This is a genomic window from Paenarthrobacter sp. MSM-2-10-13, from assembly GCF_011605365.1.
In the GTDB taxonomy this organism is placed as follows: domain Bacteria; phylum Actinomycetota; class Actinomycetes; order Actinomycetales; family Micrococcaceae; genus Arthrobacter.
Genome location: NZ_JAAOXO010000002.1, coordinates 406,714 through 430,615, shown reverse-complemented (window position 1 = coordinate 430,615; position 23,902 = coordinate 406,714). Strand labels below are relative to the sequence as shown.

General features: G+C 62.1%; 26 protein-coding genes. 8 read left to right on the top strand and 18 right to left on the bottom strand.

The genetic code is table 11. The features are described from left to right. Position 1: 1 nt before the first annotated feature. Both purQ and purL read left to right on the top strand, forming a co-directional pair. Positions 2–784 (top strand): phosphoribosylformylglycinamidine synthase subunit PurQ, encoded by a 783-nt coding sequence (gene purQ / locus HAV21_RS07845; RefSeq protein WP_166841282.1) that lies wholly within the window; start codon positions 2–4, stop codon positions 782–784. Next, a complete protein-coding gene (gene purL, locus HAV21_RS07840; RefSeq protein WP_166841281.1) occupies positions 781–3,090 on the top strand; it encodes a phosphoribosylformylglycinamidine synthase subunit PurL in 2,310 nt (769 codons plus the stop codon). Before purQ ends, purL begins: the two co-directional genes overlap by 4 nt. Before the next feature lie 75 nt (positions 3,091–3,165). On the opposite strand, the gene HAV21_RS07835 is transcribed toward purL, so the two are convergent. Genes HAV21_RS07835 through HAV21_RS07825 form a run of 3 tightly spaced genes read right to left on the bottom strand, consistent with a single transcriptional unit; the run spans position 3,166 to position 6,259 of the window. After that, positions 3,166–4,584: a bifunctional diguanylate cyclase/phosphodiesterase gene (locus tag HAV21_RS07835; protein WP_166841280.1), complete on the bottom strand. Its 1,419-nt coding sequence runs from the start codon at positions 4,582–4,584 to the stop codon at positions 3,166–3,168. Next, on the bottom strand, positions 4,581–5,084 hold the full coding sequence (locus HAV21_RS07830) for a hypothetical protein (RefSeq protein ID WP_166841279.1): 504 nt from the start codon (positions 5,082–5,084) through the stop codon (positions 4,581–4,583). The genes HAV21_RS07835 and HAV21_RS07830 overlap by 4 nt, the downstream gene beginning before the upstream one ends. After that, positions 5,081–6,259, bottom strand: a complete 1,179-nt coding sequence (locus tag HAV21_RS07825; protein ID WP_166841278.1) for a GGDEF domain-containing protein — start codon at positions 6,257–6,259, stop codon at positions 5,081–5,083. Before HAV21_RS07825 ends, HAV21_RS07830 begins: the two co-directional genes overlap by 4 nt. Before the next feature lie 139 nt (positions 6,260–6,398). On the opposite strand from HAV21_RS07825, the gene HAV21_RS22445 reads away from it, so the two are divergent. After that, positions 6,399–6,524, top strand: coding sequence for a hypothetical protein (locus HAV21_RS22445; RefSeq protein WP_279538999.1), 126 nt, complete (start codon positions 6,399–6,401; stop codon positions 6,522–6,524). Positions 6,525–6,639: 115 nt separating this feature from the next. Beyond that, complete coding sequence (locus HAV21_RS07820; protein WP_142936781.1) at positions 6,640–6,933, top strand: DUF503 domain-containing protein; 294 nt, start codon at positions 6,640–6,642, stop codon at positions 6,931–6,933. 20 nt (positions 6,934–6,953) lie between these two features. Here the strand turns inward: HAV21_RS07820 and HAV21_RS07815 are convergent, their stop codons facing one another. The 6 genes from HAV21_RS07815 to HAV21_RS07790 form a co-directional block, all read right to left on the bottom strand. Next, positions 6,954–7,274 (bottom strand): putative quinol monooxygenase, encoded by a 321-nt coding sequence (locus HAV21_RS07815; RefSeq protein ID WP_166841277.1) that lies wholly within the window; start codon positions 7,272–7,274, stop codon positions 6,954–6,956. A 118-nt stretch (positions 7,275–7,392) separates the two neighbouring features. Continuing rightward, a complete protein-coding gene (locus tag HAV21_RS07810) occupies positions 7,393–8,286 on the bottom strand; it encodes a carbohydrate ABC transporter permease (protein ID WP_142936790.1) in 894 nt (297 codons plus the stop codon). Beyond that, the gene (locus HAV21_RS07805; protein ID WP_347877620.1) at positions 8,286–9,311 is read right to left on the bottom strand and encodes a sugar ABC transporter permease; all 1,026 of its coding nucleotides are present in this window, start codon (positions 9,309–9,311) and stop codon (positions 8,286–8,288) included. The genes HAV21_RS07810 and HAV21_RS07805 overlap by 1 nt, the downstream gene beginning before the upstream one ends. Further along, the gene (ngcE, locus tag HAV21_RS07800) at positions 9,308–10,717 is read right to left on the bottom strand and encodes an N-acetylglucosamine/diacetylchitobiose ABC transporter substrate-binding protein (protein WP_166841275.1); all 1,410 of its coding nucleotides are present in this window, start codon (positions 10,715–10,717) and stop codon (positions 9,308–9,310) included. The genes HAV21_RS07805 and ngcE overlap by 4 nt, the downstream gene beginning before the upstream one ends. 419 nt (positions 10,718–11,136) lie before the next feature. After that, a complete protein-coding gene (locus HAV21_RS07795) occupies positions 11,137–11,547 on the bottom strand; it encodes an MmcQ/YjbR family DNA-binding protein (protein ID WP_166841274.1) in 411 nt (136 codons plus the stop codon). Between the two features lie 56 nt (positions 11,548–11,603). Next, positions 11,604–12,176 carry a polysaccharide deacetylase family protein gene (locus HAV21_RS07790; RefSeq protein ID WP_347877618.1) on the bottom strand — a complete coding sequence of 191 codons (573 nt, stop codon included), beginning with the start codon at positions 12,174–12,176 and terminating at the stop codon, positions 11,604–11,606. 43 nt (positions 12,177–12,219) lie between these two features. On the opposite strand from HAV21_RS07790, the gene HAV21_RS22185 reads away from it, so the two are divergent. Beyond that, positions 12,220–12,480: a hypothetical protein gene (locus tag HAV21_RS22185; protein ID WP_223941693.1), complete on the top strand. Its 261-nt coding sequence runs from the start codon at positions 12,220–12,222 to the stop codon at positions 12,478–12,480. Positions 12,481–12,554: 74 nt separating this feature from the next. Here the strand turns inward: HAV21_RS22185 and HAV21_RS07785 are convergent, their stop codons facing one another. The 7 genes from HAV21_RS07785 to HAV21_RS07755 form a co-directional block, all read right to left on the bottom strand. After that, the gene (locus HAV21_RS07785) at positions 12,555–12,980 is read right to left on the bottom strand and encodes a CoA-binding protein (protein WP_142936795.1); all 426 of its coding nucleotides are present in this window, start codon (positions 12,978–12,980) and stop codon (positions 12,555–12,557) included. 9 nt (positions 12,981–12,989) lie between these two features. After that, entirely contained in the window at positions 12,990–13,844 is an 855-nt protein-coding gene (locus tag HAV21_RS07780; RefSeq protein ID WP_166841272.1) for a hypothetical protein, read from the bottom strand. Further along, positions 13,841–14,395: a sigma-70 family RNA polymerase sigma factor gene (locus HAV21_RS07775; protein ID WP_166841376.1), complete on the bottom strand. Its 555-nt coding sequence runs from the start codon at positions 14,393–14,395 to the stop codon at positions 13,841–13,843. The genes HAV21_RS07780 and HAV21_RS07775 overlap by 4 nt, the downstream gene beginning before the upstream one ends. A 367-nt stretch (positions 14,396–14,762) precedes the next feature. Continuing rightward, positions 14,763–16,208 (bottom strand): HNH endonuclease signature motif containing protein, encoded by a 1,446-nt coding sequence (locus HAV21_RS07770; RefSeq protein ID WP_166841271.1) that lies wholly within the window; start codon positions 16,206–16,208, stop codon positions 14,763–14,765. Between the two features lie 88 nt (positions 16,209–16,296). Further along, positions 16,297–17,553 carry an alpha-L-fucosidase gene (locus tag HAV21_RS07765; RefSeq protein ID WP_166841270.1) on the bottom strand — a complete coding sequence of 419 codons (1,257 nt, stop codon included), beginning with the start codon at positions 17,551–17,553 and terminating at the stop codon, positions 16,297–16,299. Further along, a complete protein-coding gene (locus HAV21_RS07760; RefSeq protein ID WP_166841269.1) occupies positions 17,550–18,164 on the bottom strand; it encodes a TetR/AcrR family transcriptional regulator in 615 nt (204 codons plus the stop codon). The genes HAV21_RS07765 and HAV21_RS07760 overlap by 4 nt, the downstream gene beginning before the upstream one ends. Next, positions 18,161–19,243: a saccharopine dehydrogenase gene (locus HAV21_RS07755; protein WP_166841268.1), complete on the bottom strand. Its 1,083-nt coding sequence runs from the start codon at positions 19,241–19,243 to the stop codon at positions 18,161–18,163. The genes HAV21_RS07760 and HAV21_RS07755 overlap by 4 nt, the downstream gene beginning before the upstream one ends. A 449-nt stretch (positions 19,244–19,692) precedes the next feature. Here HAV21_RS07755 and HAV21_RS07750 point away from each other — a divergent pair, with 449 nt between their 5' ends. Further along, a complete protein-coding gene (locus HAV21_RS07750) occupies positions 19,693–20,829 on the top strand; it encodes an AI-2E family transporter (protein WP_166841267.1) in 1,137 nt (378 codons plus the stop codon). A gap of 8 nt (positions 20,830–20,837) precedes the next feature. Here HAV21_RS07750 and HAV21_RS07745 read toward each other — a convergent pair whose 3' ends face one another. Continuing rightward, entirely contained in the window at positions 20,838–21,296 is a 459-nt protein-coding gene (locus HAV21_RS07745; RefSeq protein WP_166841266.1) for a DUF1801 domain-containing protein, read from the bottom strand. Positions 21,297–21,552: 256 nt separating this feature from the next. Between HAV21_RS07745 and HAV21_RS07740 the strand changes: the two genes are divergently transcribed. Together HAV21_RS07740 and HAV21_RS07735 are read left to right on the top strand one after the other, a co-directional pair. Further along, positions 21,553–22,161, top strand: coding sequence for a TasA family protein (locus HAV21_RS07740; protein ID WP_142936802.1), 609 nt, complete (start codon positions 21,553–21,555; stop codon positions 22,159–22,161). Positions 22,162–22,271: 110 nt separating this feature from the next. Further along, positions 22,272–22,706: a SipW-dependent-type signal peptide-containing protein gene (locus tag HAV21_RS07735; RefSeq protein ID WP_142936803.1), complete on the top strand. Its 435-nt coding sequence runs from the start codon at positions 22,272–22,274 to the stop codon at positions 22,704–22,706. A gap of 79 nt (positions 22,707–22,785) precedes the next feature. Here the strand turns inward: HAV21_RS07735 and HAV21_RS07730 are convergent, their stop codons facing one another. Further along, positions 22,786–23,898 (bottom strand): FAD-binding oxidoreductase, encoded by a 1,113-nt coding sequence (locus HAV21_RS07730; protein ID WP_166841265.1) that lies wholly within the window; start codon positions 23,896–23,898, stop codon positions 22,786–22,788. Between the last annotated feature and the right edge of the window lie 4 nt (positions 23,899–23,902).

The window sequence follows — 23,902 nt, the reverse complement described above, 5'->3', positions numbered from 1 at the left end:
TATGACGTCGATCCCCCTGATTGGCGAGGCTGTCGCCGTCGCCGCAGAACCCCGCTTGGCCGGCGCCAAAATCGGCGTCGTCACCTTCCCCGGCACCCTTGACGACCGCGACGCCGCCCGTGCAGTGCGTCTTGCAGGCGGCACCGCCGTTTCGCTCTGGCATGCAGACACCGAACTGGGCGATGTTGACGCTGTCATCATCCCCGGCGGTTTCTCCTACGGCGACTACCTCCGCGCCGGTGCCATCTCGCGCTTCGCTCCGTTGATGTCCAAGATCATCGATGCCGCGAACTCGGACGCAAAGCTCCCGGTTTTGGGTATTTGCAATGGTTTCCAGATCCTGACCGAGTCGCACCTGCTGCCCGGCTCCATGATCAAGAACGACCACCTGAAGTTCATTTGCCGCGACCAGACGTTGCGCGTGGAAAACGCCAACACTGCGTGGACCGTGGACTACACCGACGGCCAGGAAATCATTGTGCCGTTGAAGAACCAGGACGGCCAGTACATCGCTGACGAGAAGACCCTGGATGCCCTTGAGGCTGAGGGCCGCGTGGTGTTCCGCTACGTGGGCTTCAACCCGAACGGCTCCCGCCGCGACATCGCGGGCATCTCCAACGCCGCGGGCAACGTGGTGGGCCTCATGCCGCACCCCGAGCACGCTGTGGAGACCGGCTTCGGCCCGGAGTCTGGCTTGTCCGGCTCCGCCGGAGAGCCCCGCGACACCGACGGCCTGGGCTTCTTCACCTCCGTACTGACCAAGATTGTGGGAGGCGACAAGTGACCACGGAAACCACCAAGAAGTTCAACATCGACACCGTTGAGCACGCTGCCAAGACCCCGGACACGGAACTCCCGTGGGCCGAGTTGGGCTTGAAGCAGAACGAATTCGACGAGATCGTCAAGGTTCTCGGCCGCCGCCCCACCGGCGCCGAGCTGGCCATGTACTCCGTCATGTGGAGCGAGCACTGCTCCTACAAGTCCTCCAAGAACCACCTTCGCCAGTTCGGCGAGAAGGTCACCGAGGAAATGAAGAAGGACATGCTGGTTGGCATCGGCGAGAACGCCGGCGTCACCAACTTGGGCGACGGCTGGGCCGTGACGTTCAAGATCGAGTCCCACAACTCACCGTCGTTCGTTGAGCCGTACCAGGGTGCCGCTACCGGCATCGGCGGCATCGTCCGCGACATCATCTCCATGGGCGCACGCCCGGTTGCCGTGATGGACCCGCTGCGTTTCGGCGCGATCGACCACCCGGACACCGCCCGCGTCATGCACGGTGCTGTTGCCGGCATCGGCGGCTACGGCAACTGCCTGGGCCTGCCGAACATCGGCGGCGAAATGGTGTTCGACTCCGTATACCAGGGCAACCCGCTGGTGAACGCACTCGCCGTAGGCGTCATGCGCCACGAGGACATCCGCCTGGCCAACGCATCCGGCAAGGGCAACAAGGTTGTCCTGTTCGGCGCGCGCACCGGCGGCGACGGAATCGGCGGCGCTTCGGTGCTGGCCTCGGAGTCCTTCGATGACACCAAGCCCTCCAAGCGTCCGGCCGTCCAGGTGGGCGACCCCTTCGCTGAGAAGGTCCTCATTGAGTGCTGCCTGGAGCTCTTCAAGGGCTCGCTGGTTGAAGGCATCCAGGACCTCGGCGCTGCAGGAATTTCCTGCGCCACGTCCGAGCTCGCGTCCAACGGCGACGGCGGTATGGAGGTGGAGCTAACCTCGGTCCTGCTCCGCGACCCCACGCTGACCCCTGGCGAGATCCTCATGTCCGAGTCGCAGGAACGCATGATGGCCGTGGTCACCCCGGAGAACATCGCAGCGTTCGAAGCTGTGATGGACAAGTGGGCCGTGGAGTACTCCTGGTTGGGTGAGGTCACCGATACCGGCCGCCTCATCATCACCTGGGAAGGCGAAGTAATCGTCGACGTCGATCCCCGCACCGTTGCGCACGACGGCCCGGTCTACGACCGTCCGTTCGCCCGCCCGGAGTGGCAGGACTCTGTGCAGGCCAACGCCTTCACCGGTTCCGTGGAGGACGCAGGCCGTCCGTCGGCTCCCACCGAGCTGGCTGCAGCCGTCACCGAACTGGTGGCATCGCCCAACATGTGCAGCAAGGCCTGGATCACCAAGCAGTACGACCGCTACGTTGGCGGCAACACTGCCATGGCGTTCCCGGACGATGCCGGCGTGGTCCGCGTTGACGAGGAAACCGGCCTGGGCGTTGCCTTGGCCACCGACGCCAACGGCCGCTACACCTACCTCGAGCCCTACCAGGGTGCACAGCTGGCGCTGGCCGAGGCCTACCGCAACGTTGCCACCTCAGGTGCTGTTCCGATGGCCGTCAGCGACTGCCTGAACTTCGGCTCCCCCGAGGACCCGGATGTCATGTGGCAGCTGGCCGAAGCCATCCGTGGCCTCTCAGACGCCTGCATGGAGCTGGGTATCCCGGTAACCGGCGGCAACGTCTCGCTCTACAACCAGACCGGCACCACGCCCATCCACCCCTCCCCTGTGGTGGCAGTCCTGGGCAAGCTGGACGACGTCGCCCGCCGCACGCCGTCGGGCTGGCGCGAGGACGGCCAGGCCATCTACCTGCTGGGCACCACCGCAGCAGAGCTGGATGGTTCGGAATGGTCCAACCTCCGCGGACACCTCGGTGGCTTGCCGCCGAAGGTGGACCTCGCAGCAGAGCGCGCCTTGGGCGAGATCCTGATCAACGCTTCCCGCGACGGCATGGTTGACGCAGCACACGATCTCTCCGAAGGTGGCCTCGCGGCTGCTTTGGTGGAGTCCTCGCTGCGCTACGGCGTCGGCGCACGCATCGCCCTTGAAGAGCTCATGGAGCGCGACGGTGTGGACCTGTTCACGGCACTCTTCTCCGAAACGCAGGCCCGGGCCATCGTGTCCGTACCGCGCTCCGAGGAAGTCCGTTTCAAGGACATGTGCACGGCCCGCGGCTTCGCCCACCTCCGGATCGGCGTTGTTGACGCTGCCGGTGGAAAGCTGGAGATCAACGGCGTGGACGAGCTCTCCTTGGACGCTCTCCGCGAAGCACACGAAGGCACCCTGCCGAAGTACTTCGGCTAGAAGAAGCTATGCCAAAAGGCCCCTGCGAGCGTCCGCCAGGACGTGTGCAGGGGCCTTTTGCCTTCTCATAAGGTTTTAGCCCGGCCAGGTCCGCAGCAACATCAGCTGTTCGGTGAACTCGGCCTCCGGCAACGGCCTGCCAAAGTAGTAGCCCTGCCCGCTCGCGCAGCCTATGCTCCGGAGCGCTTCTGCTTGTTCGGAGGTCTCAATCCCCTCCCACACACCCTCCAAGCCGCAGGAGCGGATGACCTGCTGTATTGCGGCCAGGAAGTCCAGCTGTGAAGGATCTTTGCCCAGGTCCTTCACGAACTGTCGGTCCACCTTCACCCGGTCTACGGGCAGTTTCCTCAGGTATCCCATGGACGAGTAGCCGGCCCCGAAGTCGTCGATCTCAAGCCCCACACCGAGCCTGTGCAGGCTCGCCAGGGTGTAACGGTCAAGCTCGTTGTTGTGGATGATGGCACTCTCGGTGAGCTCCAGCACCAGTGATTCCGGGGCCACGCCTTGCCCCGCCAATGCCTGACTGACGTCGTCCACGAATTCCAGGCTTTGGAGATCGGCAGCAGAGACATTGATCCTCATGGAGAAGTCCTGGTGTGCGGTGGCCGGGGCATCCCGCCACCGCCGCAACTGGCCCACGGCCGTCCGCAGGACCCATCTGCCCAACTCCGCGATCAGGCCGGTGGCCTCGGCAACGGGGATGAACTGGTCCGGCATGATCAGGCCATGGACGGGGTGTTTCCACCGGACCAAAGCCTCGCAGCCCTCGATCCTGCCGGTGGCGAGCTCCACGATCGGCTGGTAGTAAAGGACCAGCTGGTCCGAACGGATGGCTTCGCGGAGTTCGCCCACGATCTGCCGCTGCAGCAGCCGTGCATGCAGGGTTGCGGGATCGAACACTTTGAGTTTGTTCCGGCCCTCATTCTTGGACTCTTCCATGGCCAGATCGGCCTCTTGGAGAAGGTCCTCGATGCTGTGATGCGGCTCCGCGGTGCGCAGGCCGACGCTGGCGCCGCAGCGGATGCTGTTGTTCCCGAGGTCTATGTTCGGTTCCAGCGCGGCCAGGATGCGGTTCCCGACGGCGGTGGCCCGGCTGTGCGCGGTGGCGGGCAACAGCACAGCGAATTCGTCCCCACCCAGGCGGGTGACGACGTCGTCCTCCCGCACGGCTGACCGGATGCGCATGGCGACGGTGATCAGAATCTGGTCCGCCGCGGCATGGCCTGCGGAGTTCTTCAGTGCCCTGAAACCGTCCAGATTCATGAGGAGCAGGGCAGGGGGTACGGCACCCTTGGCAGCAGCTGCCTGGGCTTCGGAGAAGGCATTCTCCAAGGCCTGGCGGTTGCCGAGCCCGGTGAGTGGATCGGTAAGAGCGTCCCGGCGCTGTTCATACCGGGCAAGATGGAGTTCCGTCATCAGGGCCTGGACGTGTAACTCCAGTTTCTGGATCCGCGAATCGACGGAGAGAAGCTTGTGGGGCTTCGTGGCACTCACGACTCTTCCAGGCGTCGCAACGTTGAGTCGGCAACAGCCTGGGGCTTGGAGACGGGGTTGCGGCGTTCGTCCAGGAAGAGCCGGTAGGAGGCAACATCCAACCTTCCATCCGGCTCAACTTTGTTGCCGGCACGGTAGACGTGGGGGATCCAGGCCCCTCCGACGATGGCCTCGATCCAGGCATCGCATTCGGCGAGCGGGAGGTGCACCCGGGTGCCGGTGTTCCTGCGGTGGCCCGCAATCGAGACTGTGATGCAGCTGCCCAGGAGTCCTTTGTCCGCGGTGAACCAGGCCAGGCCTTCGACGTCGGCCACTATGGTGAGGTTCGCGTTGCTGTCCTCCACCGACTGCACGGGGCCCATCCTGACGGAGCGGCGGTCAGCGTTCAGCGTGGTGGCTGTCCCGGCTTTATAGGGGGCACTGGTGATGCTCTGGCGGAAGACGGACAGCTCCTGGGTGTGCTGAATCTGAATCCGGGTGGTGAGTTCGTTTAGGGTCATGATCGTGCCTCATCCGCTATAGTGGCCGCCTCCGGGCGGTCGGCTCCTACAATCCTGTTTCTCCCTTGCGCCTTTGCGCTGTAAAGGGCTGCGTCAGCTACCTCGATCATGAAACTGAGGTCAGCGGACGCGGGAATGCTTGACGTCACTCCGTAGCTGATGGTGGGAAACACCACGCCGCCAGGGGCTGGAAATTCTGCCATTCGGCGGCTGATTTCGGTTGCGATGTTCTCTGCTCGGTCCTGTGTTGCCCCCGGCAGGAAGAGAACGAATTCTTCCCCGCCATAGCGTCCGATGAGGTCCGTGGACCGCACCGAGGCTGAGCATGCTTCGGCGAAGGCGCGCAAGGCCACATCCCCGGCTCCGTGGCCGTGTTCATCGTTAACGGCCTTGAAGTGATCCAGATCGGCCAGGATAACAGCTGCCCCGGAACCCGTTGAATGCAACCGGTCAAGTTCAGTGGTGGCAAGGTCAAGGAAGGCTCCGCGGTTGAGGAGCCCTGTCAGGTGGTCGCGGGTAGCACGTTCGCGAAGGCCTTTGATGAGTTGGTCGCTGGTCAGGGCCGTCATGCTGAAGGAAACGGTGACCAGGAGGACCATGGAGATGAGGGCTGAAGGTCCAGGCCCAAAGTACGTGCGGAACGTGTAACTGGCCGGTCCTTCCAACGCATAAACCACCCAGCGTCCCAGGTAGTAGGCGGCCAGCAGGCCTGCGGCTATGGAGAGGGCTCTGTGGACTTGGGAGTGGGAAGACTTGATGAACCACAGGTCATAGGCGGCCAAGGCTATGCCCACGGTCATCATGGCCAGATAGACAAATCCACCGGACCAGACGTTGTTCCCGGGGCTTTCCAGAAAGGATGCGATAGCGGTGACGGCAGGACCAACAGCCAGCTGCCACAGCTTGGCCTTCCGGTCCCGGAGGGTCTTCGCCCCGGCCCACACGCTGAAGGCACCTGCCACCACGAGGACGTTGCCCACGGGGTTTGCCCACACCTGATGGGGGGTTCCATTGAGGAGGAAGGCGGCGTTGCCCGCCATGAACTCGAGCAAGGCCAGGCTCCACCAGCCTGCGTACGGCGAGCGGGTTCGGTGGAAGGAAGTACAGAACAGCATCAGGAGCGTCACGGTGACCACGCCCAGAGCTACTCTTACCGAGAATGCATCGAGCTCCATGCCAACCCCCTCAGCTGGTCATCCTGTGCCTTTGAGTTTCAGTGTCGCCGGGCTTCCTCAACCTGCATGCTGTGTTTGCTCAAGATTTGCTCAAGATACGGTGTGGTCCCTCACCCAACCCAGTGACCGTCGTCGTGATATGCCGAGCAACGCGAAGATCGCAATCCGCCATCCGTGGCGACGCAAGGTAGCCAGGCCGGAGACGATGATCATCATGGCGTTGCCGAACAGCAGGGACACCGCCCCACCCACCACCAGCGGGTAGGCCAGGACGACGATTGGAGGGCTGCTCCTTCAGTGGGCGCCGCGGCCTGAGTTGGCTCAAGATTCCATCAACTCCACAGTGGTCCACCGCCCTGACCTGCGGCGATAATGAATTCATGTGGATCGGTTGGATTGAGTTCGACGTCCTTTTGGGCGATGTCCATAGCCTCAAGGAGAAGCGCTCGCTGCTGCGGCCCCTGGTAGCCGAGCTAAAGCGGCGCTTCGAGGTCTCTGCTGCCGAAACCGGGCTTCAGGACCAGCATCGTCGGGCGCTGGTTGGAGCCGCTGTGGTGGCCCCGGATCACGCGCATCTCCAACAAGTGCTCGACGCCGTTGAACGGTTCGTGGCCGCCCGGCCTGAGTTCGAGCTGCTCAGCGCACGGCAGCGGGAGCTGCACAGCGAGGATTAGCGGGCCCAGCGGCCCAGCCCCTACGCGATGGTGAGCTCACCCATGCGGTCCCAGCCGCTGCCTTCGAACTGGCGGCTGATAATGTGCGGGGTCTCCACGAGAGCCTGCGGCATGTCCGCCATGGCTTTCTTGAAGTGATCGCTGTTGACGTGCGCCTCGGCAGCGTCGTCCTGGAAGGCTTCCACCAGGACAAACTCGTTGGGGTTATCCACACTGCGGGACCAGTCGAACCACAGGTTGCCCGGCTCTTCGCGGGTCGCCTTGGTGAAGTCGGCCACCAAATCCAGCCACCGTTCGGACCACTCGGGCTTGACGTTGAACTTGACCACAATAAAGATCACGGGCTGCTGCCTTTCGTTGCACTACAGATCCGTTCCATCCTTTCAGATTTAACGCCCGACGGCGGCCCGCACCTTGAGGTGAGGACCGCCGTCGAACGCTGTCTGCTGCGTGGAGCTACTACTTTGAGGTGCCCTGTGACACGGAGCCCTGCAGCTGGCGCTGGAAGATCACATAGACAATAAGCACCGGAATGACCGTGACACTGACGGCTGCGAACAGCGCGCCGTAGTCCACCGCATAGCCCATCTGGCCGGCGAAGGCCGCGAGTTCCTGCGACAGGACGCGCGGACCGGCGGCGTTGATGGATACCGGAATCAGGAACTGGTTCCACAGGCCCAGGAAGTTGAAGATGGCAACCGAGGCGAGGCCCGGCTTGGCCATCGGCAACATGACCTGGAAGAACGTCCGCCACTCCCCTGCGCCGTCCAGGGCCGCTGCTTCAGTGATTTCGTGAGGCAGTGACTTGAAGAAGGAGAAGAGGAAGAACACCGTGAACGGAAGCGCGAAGCCCACGTACACCAGGATGAGTCCCGGCAAAGTGTTCAGGAGCCCCATGTTCTTCAGGACGAAGAACAACGGAACCATGGCAAGGAAGATCGGGAACGTCAGGCCGGCGAGCATCAGGTAGTAGATGGCCCTGCTGCCCGGGAAAGTGTAGCGGGCCAGCACATAGGCACACATCGCACCGAGGACCATCACGATCACCAGGGCTGCGGCCACAACGATGATGGAGTTCAGGAAGGCGCTGCCGATCCCGGCATCGCTCCAAGCCTTGACGTAGTTGTCCAGTTTCCATTCACCCGGCAAGGCGAACGGCGAAGCAAAGATCTCGCTGGAGGTCTTGAAGGAGGACATGAACGTCCACAGGAGTGGAAGGATGACGATCAGTGTCCAAATGGTCAGCGCGGTGTGCGACACCGCTCCCACCACTTTGTCACCCGGCGTGGTTCCCGGAGTCCGCGGTTGGAAGTGCAACGACTTCATTTCCGGAGATGAGACTTTGGTTGTCATTACTGGCTCACATCCTTATCGCCGCCGGTGAGCCGGTTAACCATGAACACCAAGCCGGAGAAGATCAGCGTGGCAATGGCCAGCACAACGCCCATGGCACTGGCGAGGCCGAACTGCCCCTTGCTGAATGCGGTGAAGAACAATTGTTGCGCCATGACCAGCGTAGAGTTGTCGGGACCACCGCCGGAGTTGAGGGCAGCCATGTAGACGAAAGCATCCAACGCCAGAATGCCCATGTAGATGTAGGCGGTCTGGATGTTGTCGCGGATCAAGGGGATGGTGATGGATACGGCGGTCCGGAAACGTCCGGCGCCATCAATCCTGGCGGCCTCGAAAAGCTCGGCAGGAATGCCCTTGATGCCGGCTACAAACAGGACCATGTAGAAGCCAACGAAGCCCCACACAATGACGAACATGGTGGCGATCATGGCCGTGTTCTTATCACCCAGCCAAGCGAAGTCCTTGAACTGGTCCAGGCCGAGGCCCGTCAGGATGCCGTTGAGCAGACCGCCCGAAGGATCGTAGATCTGCCCCCACATGATGCCGATTGCTACAGCGGGAATGGTGTAGGGGAAGAACGACACTACGCGGTAGAAGCTGGAATTGCGCAAACCCTTGATCTGGCCTTTACTGCTTCCGCCTACAGTCACCAGCGAGGCAAGCACCAGGCTCAAGATGATGGTGATGATGGGAAGGAAGATGACCAGGACGATGTTGTTGGACATCGCCTTCATGAAGATGTCGTCAGTAAAGATCTTCACGTAGTTTTCGAGGCCGATGAAGTTCTGGTTGGGCGAGAAACCGGACCAGTCCGTCAGCGAATACCCGAATGCCTGAATAAACGGCCAAATCACGAACAACAGGTAGATCGCCAACGGCAGTCCGAGGAACACCGCAAAGAAACTGACCTTGTCCCACGTCAATGGCTTACGCCGTCGCCTCACCACTTGCAGTGGGGCCTTCGCCGGAACGACGGCGGCCAGGCCGTCGTCGTTCCGGCTCTGCTGAGTTTTCACTGAAGTCACTTCACTTCGATCTTCTTGACCGAGCTGTCGTTACGAACCTTATCGGTGATGTTCTGCAGTGCGGAGGTGAGGGTTGCAACGTCCGACTTACCGTCCAGGAAGGTGTTCCAGACAACCAGTTGGTCCTTGTTGGTGCCGTACAGGTCAATGAAGTTCCAGGAGTAGACGTTGTCGCCGGCATCGCTGAGCATCTTGGTCTGCGAAACCAGAGCCGTGGAACCGAAACCATCGGCCGGGACGGTGTCCTTGACGATGGTCGGCGCCAGTTTGGTCTTGGCGAAGTTGGTGGCAGCTTCCTTGGAGAGCATGATCCGGAGCAGTTCCTTGCCACCGGCAGCGTTCTTGCCCTGCGACGGGACAATGAACGGCTCACCTGCAGCACTGTGAAGTGCCGTCTGGGGCATCTTGGGGCTGGCGGTGACAGACGGGGCCGGGGTACCCATCATGTTGAAGCCGGCCTTGGTCTGGTCCTTCATTTCGTTTTCGATCCAGGAGCCCGAGGGGTAGAACACGGCTTCCTGGGCGTTGCTCCACTGTGCCTGTGCTGCCGTGAACTGGGTGCCTGAGCCGCCCGGCTTGAAGAAGCCGGCCTTGACGATCTTGTCCATGGCCGCGAAGACGGACTGGATGGCCGGGTGCGACCAGCAATCGGCTTTGAGGTTTTCAAGGCCGAGGCGGACGTCGTCGCCACCTTCCTTGATGGCAGATGCAATGGCCAGTTCCTGGTAGTACGTGGCCGCTTCCTTGCCCCAGACGAAGAGGTACTTGCCCTTGGCTTTGGCTTGCTCGCCCAGGGCGTACATTTCATCCCAGGTCTTGGGAACAGTCCAGCCGTTTTCCTTGAGCAGGGAGTCGGAGTACCACACAGCGAAGACGGTCAACACGTAGTTCAAGGCGGCAAGCTTGCCGTCGAAAGTACCTGGAGCCAGTACGCCGGTGTACAGGGTGTCCTTGATGACCTTGCCTTCAAGGTTCTTGGCCTCCACGACGCTGGTGAGGTCTTCAAGCTGGGCAAGGATGGTGCTGAAGCCGATGGCCTTCGCGCCGGAGTTATCGATCAGGTCCGGCGGGTTGCCACCGACGAAGCGCGGCTGAAGTTCCTGCGCAATGTCCGTGGACGGTGAGATCTTTGCAGTGGAGCCCTCGTGTGTCTTCTCGAAGATCTTTCCGGCGAACTCGACGTAGTCGATGCCGTAGCCACCCTTGAAGATCACGGCGTCCAGGGCGGCCTTGTCAGCCATGCCGAACGGGTTGGTGTCGGAAACGGTGCCCGTGGGACCGGTTGTGGTGGTGCCGCCGCCTGCGGCACAGGAAGCGATGGTTCCCCCCATGGGCACGAGCACGGCTGCTGCGAGTGCTCCGCGCAGGAATCCACGGCGACCGACGGACTGGTGCTGAACGTTCATTTCTAAACCCTCCAGTGACTCGTAGTGTCCGGACTGTTGCGGCGGGAAAGCCGTTCAGCCAGACAGTCTGGGCTGGCGCTCTGGCAGCACCAACCTTCTGTGACATAATTCACCAGGAATGATCGAAAATCAATCTTTCTTGGTACTTTCGATCAACATTTGTCAAAGCGTGATCTTTCTACGGGCCACCGGCGAGGGCCTTTCCGCACTCGGCGATCGCCTGGCGGGCCGTCACCCTTTGCCTCCCAGTTCCCAGTGGTACCGGGCATTGTTGGGCAAAACGGGACTCCGCCAGGCCTGGGGTGAGCACCTCTTTACCAGGCGGAAACGAGCCAAAGCTTGCGCGCAAAGCAATCATCCAGCTATGCACTATCAATCTAGTCCCATGTCAGTGCCGTGGGGAGGGGTTTGCGGGCGTGTCAGGTGCCCTGCGGTTTTGCGAGCCTGGCCCAGCCGAGCTGTTCCTGTTGTTTGCGGCTCAGCGTGGCCACCACGAGGTCGTAGGAGTCCTCCACCATGTCCCGGATCACCTCATCAGAAAGGTTCCCGTCCAGTCGGACCCCGTTCCAATGGGTCTTGTTCATGTGCCATGCGCCGGTGATTTCGGGGTTTGCTGCCCGGAGCTGTTCAGCCAGGGCGGGCTCGCATTTGAGGCTCACGGACCAGTTGTCCGGATCCATGGATGACAACGCGAACATCTTAGCTTGGTGCCTGGCCCCTCCAGTGACGGCTGCACGGACCTTGAACACTGAGGTTTCGGGGCCGAATGGCAAGTCTTCGAACGCGCCGGGGAAGCTGAGGCAAATTTCGCGGAGGGCGGGAACATCCATGGAGAGAGCCTACTGGCGGTCCGGGCCGGCGACCACGCCCCTCACCGGGCAGCGCCTTACGCCACGCCCAGGAAGTCCTCCAGCAGCACCACTTCCAGCCCTGCTGCCAACTGGGCGGCGCGGAATGCGGCGAGGTCGGCGGCAAACTCCGCCCGGAAGTGCATGAGCACAATATCGCCGGGACGAAGTGAGTTGCCCACCTGGTAGTCCATCTTCCCGGCGTTTGCCTTGGCCTCCCACGTAACAATCGCCTTCATCCCTGCATCGGCAACGGCTTGGCGCATCACGTTGGAGTATGCGCCTCCCGGGGGTCGGAAAAGCGTGGGACGTCGTCCGTAGTGCTGAAATGCGTACTCCTGCATTCCCACCATGTCATTGAACTGCTGCTGATAGCCCCACTGCCGCACCATGTTGATGTTGTGGGTGACCGTGTGGTTCTCGATCAGGCTGCCCTGGGCTTTGAACGCGTTGAAGAACGCCGGGTTGTCCGCCACGGTGTCCTTGGTGAGGAAGAGCGAGGCAGGATAGTCGTACTCTGTCATGAGCTTGATCGACTCCGGCGTTTTGATGTTGCCGTCATCGATGGTCAGGAATACCACCGGGTGCTTGGTTTCGATCTTGGTAAGCACGGGCGCAAGGCCGCCGACAATAGGCGGGAGTTGATAGTCCGGGATGAACGTCCGCCGGATGCGCTTGGTGGCGGTCGCTGTCGGTGTGGCTGTCGGAGAAGCGGACGACGTCGGAACCTCGCCTGCAACGGCCATGGCGCCGTTCGGTCCCGGCACCTCGGGCGAGGCGGCAGCGCCACTGGGCGTCTGCACCGGCGTCGAACTCTCAGCGGCATTGCAGGCCGTCAGGCCGGCCACCATGGAAGCGCCCAAAACACTGAAGACGGCCCGCCTGCTGGGAGTGGAAAAAGGCACCGCAGAATGACTGCCGAACATGGTTGTCCCCCAAAGACTCAAAAGTGATTCAGCTGCAATCTAGCAGAGGAATCGGCACGGCCATCACAGGCCGTAATGCCAGCCTTCACGTGCCGGGCAGGAGTTAACCACTACGTCCAGTCCCGCATCATGTGCCCGCTGTACGGCGTCGTCGTCAAAGACTCCCAGCTGAAGCCAAACGGCCTTGGCACCAATAGCTATCGCCTGATCAATGACCGCCCCAACACGTTGGGAGTTGACGAAGCAATCAACAACATCAATGGGGTACCTGGCCTCGGGGATCTCCGCCAGGGATTTGTACCCTTTTTCTCCGTGCACTTCCTCGCCTTTGAGGTTGACGGGGATGATCTCCATGCCCATCTTGTCCCGCACGTACAGCGAGACGTCATAGGCGGAGCGCCATTCATTGGTGCTCAAGCCAACAATTGCCCAGGTGCCCTTTGTTCGCATCAACCGCTCGACGACGGCGGGATCGTTGACATGCATCATGACCCAAGCTTACTTAGGCCACTGCTTCCAGGTGTCCACGGACGCCGGTAATTGCGCGTCATTGCGCTCGTCGCTGAGCGCGGTGTGCCGATATCCGGGTTTGGTTCGTTCCGCAGACTTAGCGGCTTGCTGCTTGTCCTCCTTGTCTGACTTGTCTGACTTGTCCTCCTTGCCTGACTTGTCCTCCTTGCCTGAGTCCGGCTTGGGCTGCGGGCTCAGGGGTAGATTCGGCGCAGTCTTCGTTTGCGGAGGTCCAACCGGTACGGCACTGCCCGGGACAGCACCGCTTGGAGGGGTGCTGTTGTGGGCGGGCGCTTGAACCACGCCAGGGGCCGGCGGCTGCGCGGGTATTTGCGCCTGCGCCTGCGTCTGTGCAGGAATTTCGGCAGGCGCACCGCTACCGGGCACCGGCACGGATCCGGCAGCTGGGGTGGTCGGAAGCGCAGCTGGATCCACCGCCGGAGCGGGTTCGGTCATAACGCGCGGGGCGTCGGGACTGGGCAGCGCGGGGGGTGCGACTGCCGGCTGCGGCCGGACGTTTCCCAGAAGCTCATCCATGAACGAAGGGTTCCGGGTAAATCCGGAACTTGCGGCTGCAACGCCACTGACGCCCAGACCCATCGCTGCTACCACGGCGACGCCGACCACGGCGGTGCGGTGCTTGCGCCTCCAGCGGCGGTTGCTGACTTCATCGTGAGGGCCGGACAGCATGGCGGAAAGCTCGGCACCCGGAGTTGGGGCCGCAAGATTGGCGAAGGACCCCAAGGAGAGGAGCGCACGCCGGACGTCAGCTGAGTCGGCCGCATCGGCGTCGAGCAACAGCTCCTCCGCGATCACTTCACGTTCACTATCTCTGTATGTCATGGCGACACGTATTCCTTTACTGCCGAATGCTCACGGAGCGTTATTAGTGCCCGCCGCTGCAGCTGTTTCACTGCCCCGGCGGATTTCCCCATGATGTCGGCAACCTGCTCCACGGTCAGGCCCGCCACGATGCGAAGGGTCAAGACCTCCCGCTGCTCGTCGCCGAGGTAGTCCAGGAGCTTCATGACCTCCTTGGGCGCCAAAAGTCCCAAAGCTTCCGCCTCTGCGGAACTCACTTCCCGGGTGTCCCGGTCCGGCTCGAACTCGTGCTGTTCCGGCGACCTGCTTTGCTTCCGATGCTCATCCACCATGCGGGCATGAGCCACCGAGAAAATGAAGGTTCGGAGGCCATGAGCCCCACCGCTGATGTCATCCAGCCTGGGCAGGATGGCCAGGAACACGTCCTGCGTAACTGCCTCCGGATCCGATACACCTTTGGCCGTCAGATAACCGAGGACCTGGCCGGCGTACGCCTGGTAGACGGCGCCGAACAATTCCGCGTTATTGCCCTTGAGTGCAAGTAGCGCTTCATCGGTCAATGCGTCGGTCACAGGATTGAGGCTTTCGATCGGCGGCAGGTCCGTTGCTTGGGCCTGGACGTCCGCAATGTCACCAACGGACGACCCCACCAAGGGTAACCGCTCCACGTGGCCTTCCATGGAATGACCCGCTGCCTTATCAGGCAGGCTCTTGACCGAACTCCGCAGAGAGCGACTCCCGTGAGAGCAAACCGCCGCAGACAAGGAACCGCCGGAGACAAGGAAGAGCCGAGCTGGAACATGATGGGGGACAAATTCCAGCTCGGCCCTTTCAAAGACGTAATCGTCAGGGCACGCCAAAGGGTTACGCGCGGGTAGAAACTTTTTTGAAATTCTTTTGGAAGGCGCGTTTGAGACCGCCAGCGTCCCTGGACAGTGTCTAGATTCTGGCGGGGTGGTGCCCGGGTAGGGGTGGAGCCTTTGATTGGTAGGTGTGCCCGGTGGGGGTGCGGATTTCCAGGGTGTGCACGCTGTGGTTCTCGCCGGGCAGGGATGTAGTGGTCCAGCCGGGGTTTTCCTTGGTGTGATTGCACGCCTCGCACAGACCAGCCCCGTTAGCGAGATTCGTTGTCCCTCCTGAACGCCACGGAACCACATGGTCGATATGCCGGATGGGCGCATCACAATACGGCGTCCGGCAGGTATCGTCGCGAGTCTCAACGAACCGCCGTAACCTGCCGGTGAAGAGCCGGGCTTTGGAATCGGTGGCCAGGAGCTCTCCCGTAGCAGGGGCTGTGTAAAGCCGGCGGAGCCACACAGCGAACTCTGTGTCCGGCGGTGCCTGTGCTGCCTGTCCTGCCCGTGCCTGTGGTTCGGCCACTGCCCGCCCGGAACCGGGCCGCCGACTTGGGCTTCCGGCCGGTCCCAACCCCAGCAGTTCCCTCCCCCACTCTGCCGGGACGATTCCGTAACCCTTGAGCCGGGCCGGTTCACTGTCCCCTTGAAAGAGCGTCCGGTCGGTCATGACAAGATCCAGGTTGATCCCAGAAAACCCACCCGGAGTGCCGGTAACCCGTTCAACCAATGTGTCCGCCATGACCTGGCCACGGGTCGGGGCTACTCCACCAGACCCGACACCCCCACCAGTACCAGCACCACCTGTGGAACGGGCAGTATCAGCAGCCCGGGACAACGCAGCATAAACCGCCACCCCCTGAGCCACCGGCAACAACGCCGTCAAATACGTCATGGTGTCCGGCGCCGGACGCAAACTCACCGTCCGCTCAGCAGCGGCACGACTGGCACGACCCACCACCGACCGCGGATCACGCCGATACGCAGCCGCCTTCACCGCCGCAATGATCGCTTTGTCGCCCTTGCCATCAAAAGTCCCGGTATCGGCGGCGAGTTCCTCATCCACCGCACACCGGTCCTCAACAGACAAACACGCCGTTTCCCTCACCAGCAGCGTGGCGCGCCATTCATTCAACTGCCCCGACCGCAGAGCCGCCATCGTCCGCGGCATCTCCACCACCAGCGCCTTCGCAAAACCCAGCAAACGTGACCCACGGTTCGGGGACTCCCGACGCGCCAACGCCACCTGAGCCCCCACCCCCTGACCACGCTCGGACGCAGGAACACCAGCCTCAGCCTGCTCGGCGCGCTGGGCAAGATCAAAAGCCACCACAACCCGCGCCTGCAACGCGGTGATAGCCGACTTCATCTCCTCCAACACCCGCAACTGCTCAATCAGATCCCCACTGACCGAGCCCCCAGGAACAGCGCCGGGCTGAGCAGAAACCCGCGGCGACAGGCCACCAGACGAGGCACGAACAAGCGCGTTCGGCGCCACCGCACCTGCTCGACTTTCCCCAATCCGCTCCATGTCATAACTCTGTCAGCAGGCACCGACATTTTTAGCTTGGGCCACATGGTGACGGTGGCGGACAGGCCGGACAGTGCACGGGGAAGAACTACTCGGGCGCCACCGTGGGGGCTTCATACCCTTCGGGGATTGCTGGAACATCAGCATCCAAAGCGCCGGTGAAAACCCGCGCCGAGAGCAGGCGGGCGCCCTCGCCTGACAACTTCACGTGCAGCTCTGATGCGGTGACAACCGGCAATTGGTGGATTCGGCGGCTACCCACGGTCATCCCGTCAATAAGGTTCGCGCCTTCGGAGGACACCACGTGACGGGTGATCCGCTGCCCCGCGTTCAAGTCCTCAACTAACTCCAGGTGGTTGAACGTAACCGCAGCGGGGAAACCCAGCGTCACTCCGCCGTCGTGATGTTCCAGCGTCGCCTCAACCACGCCGGAGAGGCGACGATCCAATTCCGCCTTCCACTCCTTCAGAACCAGAATGTCGCGGTCAGGAATGAGACCACGGGTATCGGGTGGCACATTCAGCAAGAGGTTGGCACCCATTCCCACCGATTGGTAATAGATGGCGAGCAGGTGCTCAACGGATTTCGGTTGGTCATCCGGATGCCAGAACCAGCCGCGGCGGATGGAGACATTGCATTCGGGCGGCAGGTAGTGTTCGGCGAGCAGCCCCGAGCTGGTCTCTGTGTACTGGGTATCGGACGTGCGGTCCACAACATAGGTGACGGGGTCCGATGCCAGTCCATTCTCGTTACCCACCCAGCGAATGGTGGGCTGGCCCATGTTGAAGATCATGGCATCGGGCTGGTGTTCCTTAACGACGGCGATGATCCTGTCCCAGTCGTATTTTCTACCCACCGAACCCGCGCCATCGAACCACAATTCCATGAGCGGACCGTAGCCTGTGCAGAGTTCGGTGAGTTGACGGACGTAGAAATCGTCGTATGCGGCGGGGTTGTTGTAGCAGTCAGCGTTGCGGTCCCACGGCGACAAGTAGAGCCCCAGGCCGATCCCCTGTTCCTTGCAGGCTTCGGCGACTTCCCTGACAACATCACCTGTGCCGCCCCGCCACGGCGATGACGCAACGGAGTAATCGGTGGTGGCCGTCGGCCACAGGCAGAATCCGTCGTGGTGCTTTGCTGTGAGGATGAGGTACCGGGCACCTGCCGTTTTTGCCGCGCGGACCCAGCTGCCGGCGTCGAGTTCGGTCGGGTTGAAACTTGACGCCGGGACGGTGCCGTCACTCCACTCCGTGCCGGCGAAAGTGTTGATGCCAAAGTGGATGAAGACACCGAGCTCGAGCTCCTGCCAACGGAGTTGGGCCGGAGTGGGCACTAGCTGAGTCACCGGGCGGGCTCCTGTCCGTGGATCAACGACTGCGCCGCGCTGATAATGGATCGGTCTCCGTACTCTGTCCGGAGGCCGGCAATATCCGAGCGTGTGACGGCCGCCCCCTCGAAGAGGCTCACGATCGCGGCAGCAACGCCGGCGAGTTCCGGCTCCGACAACTCTGGCCTACCGCGCCGCACCATGCTGCTGACGTGCGCTGCATACTGCCCATAGAAGCTCCTCAGCGCAGCCGCCGCTTGCTGGTCTGCTGAGGCCAGGGCCCAGATCTCCAGGTGCATCTTCACGTCTTCAAGCGCTGAGTGTTCGTGCAGCAACGCCGTCAGGAGTCGATGGGAATCCTCCCGGGTCAGGCCTCCGGACGCACCGGCACCAAGGTCCAGCCCGGCCTCTTCCGAAAGCCTCTGCAGTGAGCGTTCAAGGCTTCGCTCAAGGACAGCGCGGATCAGGTCCGCCCGCGTAGGAAAGTAGTGCTGCAGGTGTCCGATGCGCACCCCGGCCGCGGCGGCGAAGTCCCGCATGGCAGCATTGGCGTTGCCCTTGGTGACCAGAACTTGTTGAGCAGCGTCAAGGAGCGCCGCCTTCCGCAGGGCGCCCTTGCTTTCGGTCATGACCTCAATATTGTCACACCGTGTGATTCAAGTTCCGCCAGCCGGGACGCTGGATCCGGTGTGGATTCGGGGAAGGTAACACCGGGCCCGGTGCCCTCCGCGAGAACACTGCGCAGTCCCAGCAAACCGCCCAAAGCGGTGAGGTGTGCCTGCCCTTGCGGATCGGATATGACGGCAGTTCGCGTTCCGGCCGGACCTTTCACATCGATGCGGATATGTGCCGTGCCACCTGAGCCGGGCGAGTAGAGGAAGGACCTTCGCAGCGGCGCCCACCGTGCCCCGCTACCCCAGCGGAAGAGTCCCACCGCACGTGCGGCGAGCAACGCCGTCGTGGACGCGTTGGAACTGAAGCCGATCCGGGTGGACACCGATCCGGCACCAAGGGTGAGCGGCATCGTGAACTGTTCAGGTGTGTCGAGCCGCGCCACTTTGGTGCGATGCCCGGCAATGTCCACCCAGCGCGTGTCAGTCAGGGGGCGTACGACGGCGGCCTGACCGCCTTTGCGTACTTCGAAGTCCAGTCCCAGCCGATCCATGAAGTCCACTGAATCGGCTCCGGCTTGGTCATTGATGTCGTATCGGATGGCGACGTCGATCTTGTCACCGCCGCCCACATCCTGGGCCAAAGCTGCTGCCACGATGTTGGTGACCCCTCCCATCCAGCCTGAGCTCAGTGAGACAGGAGCCGTTGGCCGCAGAAGGGTTGCCAGCGTGAGTGCCCTGGTGACGCGGCTGGTCCAACGGGTGACATCGACGTACGGAATTCCGGCGCCGACAGCTGCGCGAAGCACCCTGTCATGGGGATCGTTGACGGTACTGATGACCGCCCTGACCTTGGCGGCGAATGGCTCCGCTTGGTTGAGGTCCCATTTCTGTACTGACACTCTCTTTACTGTCACTTTTCGTTGCTCACCGGGAACGCTGCTGCTAGTCAAATGGCTGCCGCGCTCCGGGTTCCGGCCCGTGATGAGCAAGGGCCATTCGGCTGCGGCGAGCCGGGTCAGCGCTGTGCCGACGGTGCCGTACCCGCCGACGATCAGCACGGGACCTGCGGTATCAAGTTCAAGGAAATCGGTCATGAGTTTAATTCTAGGTCATATGACCTAAAAATGTTTTACCGCGGTAATCAGCATTGCGGTCCGCTTCTGTCCGCTAGCTGTGAAGGACACCCTGTGGCCGAGTGGAAACCGGGAGTAGGCTGCAGTTATCTGCCGGAGCAATACCCTTCAGTGCGCAAAGGAGAGATCGTGACATTGCCTCCACACCACGAGCCCGAGCCATTTCCTCCAGATCCCGGACCCGTACCACCACCCCCGGATCCCACCACGCCGTTTCCGCCGAGCCCCATTCCTGACCCGAATCCAACCCCCCGCCCGTCTCCGGCTCCCGATCCCGGCCCGGTACCTCCACACCCTGATCCGACGCACTAGCAGGGCGATGCCAGCAGGTACGCCACCACATCGGGGAATAATCAGTAGGCTTATGTCTGATCTCATCGGCTGACCGATGCGAACGAACAGGAGCCACCATGACGGAACCCCAGGAAACCGCCCACTTTTCCGTCCGCAAGCCATCCAAGCCGGATCTCTGGAAGGACTCACTTGGCCGGACGGCTGTCCGGGCAAGCCAGATACTGCTCATCCTGACCCTGACAGTGGTGGCGATCTTCGGACTCCTGCAGATCCGTCTGCTGGTCATTCCGGTGCTCATCGCGCTCATTCTGGCCGCAGCCATTGGCCCCTTCGTGAATATGCTGCGGCGTCGGGGATGGCGCGGGGGCCTGGCAACGGGTGTCGCATTCCTGGGCTTATTGATAGTGCTCGGCGGAGTCATCACTGTCATCGTGTTTTCTGTCCGCAGCCAGTGGGACGAATTGATCAGTCAGGCGGCACGTGGGCTGGACGAACTTGAGAACTTCCTGCTGACAGGACCGCTCCCCCTTGAACGGGAGCAACTGAACCAAGCGCGCGAAGCCGTAGTGGAGTTCGCACAGAGCAGCCAGGTACGCTCCGGAGCAGTGACCGGATTGTCAGTGGTCACGGAGTTCCTGGCAGGCGCCAGCCTGGTGGTCATCATCCTTTTCTTCTTCCTCAAGGACGGCGCCAAAATATGGGACTTCTTCCTGCGCCCCTTCAAAGGCGTGCGGGAAGCCAAGCTTCGCCGTGTTGGCAAGCGGACCATGGAGGTCCTTGGCGGCTACGTCCGGGGAACAGCGATCGTTGCCTTGGTGGACACGGTGGCCATCGGCGCGGCGCTACTCATCATGCAGGTTCCACTCGCCATTCCTTTGGCGATTATCGTTTTCATCGGCGCGTTCATCCCCTTGGTGGGTGCCACCGTTGCCGGCATCCTGGCCGCTTTGGTGGCACTGGTTGCCAACGGCCCCATCGTGGCGTTGATCGTGGTGATCGTTGTGATCGCCGTCAATCAGCTCGAAGGTGATCTCCTCCAGCCGATCGTCATGGGCAAGTCCCTGAAGCTCCACGCGCTGGTTATCCTCATGGCTTTGACGGCCGGCACCATCCTGGCCGGAATCATCGGCGCAGTCCTGGCCGTACCCATCGCGGCCGTAACATGGGCCATCATCCAGGTGTGGACGGCAGAAGACCCAAACCTGGAAGACATGAACCCGGACTTGCCGCCCGCCGACAGTCAGCCGACGTAGTAGATCCCCTACCCCAACGCCCTCTTAATGAGTTCGACGATCCGCGCTTCAACCTCGGGGGTGATTTCCGTGACGGCGAAGGACGTGGGCCACATGGCTCCATCATCCAACTTCGCGTTCTCCTCAAAGCCGAGCGTGGCATACCGCGCCTTGAACTTGTGGGAGCTCTGGAAGAAAATAATGTTCTTCCCGTCCTTGGCATAAGCCGGCATTCCGTACCAGGTTTTGGGGCTGAGCTCAGGTGCGTGCTCCTTGACGATTGCGTGGAGTCGCTCGGCTATGAGCTTGTCCGCCTCTGGCATCTCAGCGATCTTGGCCATGACATCAGCCTCGCCGTCCGCTTTGGATGCCTTCTTGCGCGGCGCCTTCTTGAGTTCTTGCGCGCGCTCTTTCATGGCGGCGCGCTCCTCTTCCGTGAAGCCGTCGTAGGACTTTTCCTTAGTTGCCGTCTTGTCCGTATCCGTCATGGTGTTCGCTCCCCTTGGTCTTATGAACTGATACCCCTAACGCTAAGTTGCCCGCGGATCCGCGGCTTCTCCGAAATTGCTCGATTCTGCTGCGGAGTGTGTTGCGGGAGTCTTGAGGTTTTCCTGAGGAAGTGTTGCGGGTATGCAGGATTTGTTCTTGATTCTGGCCCGGCACAGTAGTTCTTGTCAGCCAGAGAGGCTGGAAACGAACGGCCGGCCGGTCTCACGGTGGCCTCCCGAAAGGAAACTGATTCCCATGGCCATCAGCCTCAAGACCACCTCCGGCAAGATCCTCGCTTCCGTCGCACTGGTCGGCACCGCAGCCGCCGTCGCCGGCATGGGCACCTACGGCGCGTTCACCTCTTCGACCTCCGCCTCCCAGGCCGTCACCGCAGGAACGGTCACCATCGCCCTGGGCGCACCCGGCCCGGCGAACACCCTTAACGTCCCGGTCGCTGGACTGCTGCCCGGCGACAAGGTCGAAAAACTCGTCACCCTGGCCAACACCGGCAACTCGGACCTGAACAACGTCACCCTCACCACCAACGCCGGCACCACCGCATCCCTGCTCACCACGGACGTGACCAACGGCCTGCAGCTGACCATCGAAAACTGCTCCGTGGCCTGGACCGGCGCCGCAGCCCCCTACAACTGCACCGGGACCAAGACCACCGTCCTGGCCTCCGGACCGGTCATCGCAGCGAACAAGGTCCTGAACAACCTCACCTCGCTGACCTCGGCCAAGACCGACAACCTCAAAGTCACCACCGCGTTCCCCACCACCGCGAACAACGACTTCCAAGGCGCCACCTCCACCATCGCCTTCGCCTTCACCGGCACCCAACGCACCGAAACCACCAAGTAAACAACACCACCGGCCCCGCCGGGTCTGATCGGTTCCTTCCCCCAGCCCGATCAGGCCCGGCGAGTATCCCGTCAAGCACAGCCACTTCACCAGAACGGAGAACCATCACCATGACACCGCGGAACAGTTTCCTCCGTGCCTTGGTGATCGTCGCCGTCGTCGTTCTTGGCCTGATAGCCGGGCCTACGGCCGCTCTTGCTGCCTTCACCGACAGTGAGCGCGCTACCCCACAGTTCTCAGCCGCGATCATTCCCGCTCCGGCCACCGCCAACGTCACCATGCGATGCACCTTCGGCCTGCAAACCGTAGTTACCGTGAATTCTTACGGAGCGGTGGCCAATGCCAATCACTACGAGGTGAAGGTCTATGACCGCTCCGGCAACCTCGAGTTCACGGGAGACCTCAGCCAGGCCTCTGGAAGGACGTACAGTTCGGGCATCGAGATCATCGGCACCTGGAGCTACGAAGTCCGCGGGTTCTACAAGGTTCCCGGCTCCAACAATTTCTGGACGGGCAAGCCCTTCAAGGGCACCATGACCTGCTGATCAGGTCACCTTAAACTCCAATGGCCCCGACACGTTAAGCAGATGGCGTATCGGGGCCATTGGCCTGTCTAAGTGGGCTCTAGGAGAATCGGCCCGGGCGGAACGTGGACAGCATGGGGTGCTTCTGGCCGCTCAGGATCTCACCGGACAAAAGCTCACCGGCGATGAGGCCTAGCGTGGCACCTGAATGCGTGAAGGCCACGAAGCAGCCCGGCACTTGGCCGAGTTCACCGAAGACTGGTTCGCCGTCGCCGGGGATGGGCTTGTAGCCGATCTTCCACGAGGCAGGCTTGAGCTCGGGATTGCCCGCAATGAGCTTGGAGGACTCGTCCGCCAGCTCCTGGACAACGTCATCCGGGATGCTGAAAGTACCGTCGGAGTGCTCCGTAATCTGGTGCTCGTACCAGTCGTGATCCAAGGCAAATGTGTTGCCGGGATTCGGCCGAACAGCTGCCCGCGGTGTATTCATCACTGCCGTGACGCCGTGTTCCACCGGTTTGGTGACCACCAGCATGGAAACCGGTGAACCGTTGGGAATCTCCACGCCCAGCGGCTTGACGACGGCGGGTGTTGCGGCACCGCAGGCAACCAGCACGGCATCAGCGGTGTACGTTTCACCGCCGACAGTTTCGACGCCGGTGGCCCGTCCGTCGTGCACCGTCACTGAGGCCTTTCCGGCGTTAAGGACCAGCTGGCCGCCCAAGGCGTGGAATTCCTCCATCAGGAAGTTCACCAGATCCGGGAGACTGACCCATCCTTCGCCGGGGTTGAAAATGGCGTTTTCGGGGACCGCACTGGCATCGATACCGGGCGTCACCGAGGCAATCTCTTCAGGGGCCAACAGCTTGGAGTCATAGCCAATGGACTTCTCGTACGCGTGACGGGCTTCTGTAACCTCACTCTGCCCGGCGGCGTTCCACATGAGTCCACCCCCGAACTGCAGCCATTCACGGCTGGGGTCCGCGGCGAAGAGCGTGCGGTACCGGTCAACGCCTGCCACCCGCAGCTGGTGATACGGCGTGGAGCGTTCGCCCGCCGAGTTGAGCCAGGACAGCGAGCGGCCGGTGGCTTCGCTGGCCAGTCCTTGCTCGGTCAGCAGGGTTACCGCGGCGCCTCGGCGGAGGAGGTGGACGGCGGTGGATACGCCCAGGATGCCGCCTCCGATGACGGCAACGTGCTTGGTGGAGGACATGCGT

Coding starts and splice junctions, on each gene's coding strand:
- purQ (WP_166841282.1), top strand. CDS start 2: ATGACGTCGATCCCCCTGATTGGCGAGGCTGTCGCCGTCGCCGCAGAA.
- HAV21_RS07830 (WP_166841279.1), bottom strand. CDS start 5,084: ATGACCCTAAACGAACTCACCACCCGGATTCAGATTCAGCACACCCAG.
- HAV21_RS07825 (WP_166841278.1), bottom strand. CDS start 6,259: ATGGAGCTCGATGCATTCTCGGTAAGAGTAGCTCTGGGCGTGGTCACC.
- HAV21_RS22445 (WP_279538999.1), top strand. CDS start 6,399: ATGCCGAGCAACGCGAAGATCGCAATCCGCCATCCGTGGCGACGCAAG.
- HAV21_RS07820 (WP_142936781.1), top strand. CDS start 6,640: ATGTGGATCGGTTGGATTGAGTTCGACGTCCTTTTGGGCGATGTCCAT.
- HAV21_RS07810 (WP_142936790.1), bottom strand. CDS start 8,286: ATGACAACCAAAGTCTCATCTCCGGAAATGAAGTCGTTGCACTTCCAA.
- ngcE (WP_166841275.1), bottom strand. CDS start 10,717: ATGAACGTTCAGCACCAGTCCGTCGGTCGCCGTGGATTCCTGCGCGGA.
- HAV21_RS07795 (WP_166841274.1), bottom strand. CDS start 11,547: ATGGATGTTCCCGCCCTCCGCGAAATTTGCCTCAGCTTCCCCGGCGCG.
- HAV21_RS22185 (WP_223941693.1), top strand. CDS start 12,220: ATGAACGTCCGCCGGATGCGCTTGGTGGCGGTCGCTGTCGGTGTGGCT.
- HAV21_RS07785 (WP_142936795.1), bottom strand. CDS start 12,980: ATGATGCATGTCAACGATCCCGCCGTCGTCGAGCGGTTGATGCGAACA.
- HAV21_RS07780 (WP_166841272.1), bottom strand. CDS start 13,844: ATGACATACAGAGATAGTGAACGTGAAGTGATCGCGGAGGAGCTGTTG.
- HAV21_RS07770 (WP_166841271.1), bottom strand. CDS start 16,208: ATGGAGCGGATTGGGGAAAGTCGAGCAGGTGCGGTGGCGCCGAACGCG.
- HAV21_RS07760 (WP_166841269.1), bottom strand. CDS start 18,164: ATGACCGAAAGCAAGGGCGCCCTGCGGAAGGCGGCGCTCCTTGACGCT.
- HAV21_RS07755 (WP_166841268.1), bottom strand. CDS start 19,243: ATGACCGATTTCCTTGAACTTGATACCGCAGGTCCCGTGCTGATCGTC.
- HAV21_RS07750 (WP_166841267.1), top strand. CDS start 19,693: ATGACGGAACCCCAGGAAACCGCCCACTTTTCCGTCCGCAAGCCATCC.
- HAV21_RS07745 (WP_166841266.1), bottom strand. CDS start 21,296: ATGACGGATACGGACAAGACGGCAACTAAGGAAAAGTCCTACGACGGC.
- HAV21_RS07740 (WP_142936802.1), top strand. CDS start 21,553: ATGGCCATCAGCCTCAAGACCACCTCCGGCAAGATCCTCGCTTCCGTC.
- HAV21_RS07735 (WP_142936803.1), top strand. CDS start 22,272: ATGACACCGCGGAACAGTTTCCTCCGTGCCTTGGTGATCGTCGCCGTC.
- HAV21_RS07730 (WP_166841265.1), bottom strand. CDS start 23,898: ATGTCCTCCACCAAGCACGTTGCCGTCATCGGAGGCGGCATCCTGGGC.